Raw genomic sequence first — 1,944 nt, forward strand, 5'->3', positions numbered from 1 at the left:
ACTTGGCACCAGATAAAAAGCCCTCTGTAACAAAACCTAAAGGACAGAGCATTGATACCACATATTGTGTACTTGATTTAGAGACCACAGGCTTTTCGGCAGTAACAGAAAAAATTACTGAAATAGGAATTATGAAACTAAAAGATGGAGTGGTAATGGATAAGTTTAGTACATTCGTAAATCCTGAAAAGTCTATTCCACAAAGGGTTGTGGAGGTTACCAATATAACTGATGATATGGTTAAAGATGCAGAAACTATAGATAAGATTTTTCCTAAAATGTTAGAGTTTATTAACGGTAGTGTGTTAGTTGCACATAACGCTGATTTTGATATAAATTTTTTAAGACATAATGCAAAGGTATTGGGATATGAATTTGACTTTACATATATAGATACCTTATCCTTAGCTCGAGAAGTCTTTCCTGATTTTAAAAGCTATAAATTGGGAAGAATAGCTAAAAACCTTGGTATAAAGGTTGAAGTTGCCCATAGGGCATTAGACGATGTGGATACCACTGTAAAGGTGTTTAATATTATGCTTGAAAAGCTAAAGGAACTGGGAGCCGAAACCCTTGAGGATATAGATAGATATGCTTCTAGTGAGGAATCTAAGAAGGAGGAATATAAAAAGCTTAAAACTTATCATGCTATAATACTTGCAAAGAATTATATTGGCTTAAAGAATTTATATAAGCTTGTATCCTATTCTCATTTAGATTATTTTTATAAGAGACCACGTATTTTAAAGAGCCTCTATAAAAAATATTCTGAGGGATTAATTCTTGGCAGTGCATGTAGCGAAGGGGAAGTTTACCAATCAATACTTTTAGGAAAACCCGAGGAGGAAATTGAATCAATCGCAAAGGAATACGACTATTTAGAAATTCAGCCTTTAGGAAATAATGATTATTTAATAAGAAATGAACAAGTGGAAAATATAGAAAGCTTAAAAGAAATCAATAGAAAGATTGTACGTCTTGGAGAGAAATTAAATAAACCTGTAGTTGCTACTGGAGATGTTCACTTCTTAGATCCTGAGGATGAGATATATAGACGTATATTGGAAACAGGTCAAGGATATAAAGATGCAGACAATCAAGCTCCTTTGTATTTAAAGACTACAGAGGAAATGCTTAAGGAATTTTCATACCTAGGAAGGGAAAAGGCTTATGAGGTTGTGGTTACAAATACTAATATGATTTCTGATATGTGTGAACAAATTAGTCCCATTTCATCAGAAAAGGCCACACCACATATAGAGGGATGTGAGCAGACTATTCGAGATATTACTTATGGAAAGGCTCATGAGCTCTATGGAAATCCATTACCTGAAATTGTTCAAGAAAGGCTTGATAGGGAGTTAGATTCCATTATAAAGAATGGATTCTCAGTAATGTACATTATCGCACAAAAGCTGGTATGGAAATCCAATGAGGATGGTTACCTTGTAGGATCTAGAGGCTCCGTTGGCTCATCTGTTGTAGCGTATATGACTGGTATAACGGAAGTAAATGCTCTACCACCTCATTATAGGTGTTCAAAATGTAAGCATTCAGATTTTACAGATTATGGCTATAAATTAGGCTTTGATTTACCTGATAAGCTATGTCCAGTTTGCGGAGAAAATTTAACTAAAGATGGAATAGATATACCTTTTGAAACCTTCTTAGGTTTTAATGGGGATAAAGAGCCAGATATAGATTTAAACTTCTCGGGAGAATATCAGGCAAAGGCTCATAGGTATACAGAAGTTATCTTTGGAAAGGGTACAACTTTTAAGGCAGGGACTATAGGTACCATTGCAGAAAAAACAGCCTTCGGCTATGTAAAAAAATATTTTGAGGAAAAAAGCATAACAGCAAATAAAGCAGAAATTCTTCGAATCTCAAAAGGTTGTACAGGTATTAAAAGAACTACAGGTCAGCATCCAGGGGGAATAATAG

At 34.5% G+C, this 1,944-nt stretch carries 1 protein-coding gene; it reads left to right on the top strand.

The window, feature by feature from the left end:
* On the top strand, positions 1 to 1,944 hold a 1,944-nt coding region (locus tag AB2369_RS13115; RefSeq protein WP_367666917.1), incomplete at both ends, for a PolC-type DNA polymerase III.

The organism is Clostridium sp., from assembly GCF_040797585.1.
In the GTDB taxonomy this organism is placed as follows: Bacteria; Bacillota; Clostridia; order Clostridiales; family Clostridiaceae; genus Clostridium_Z.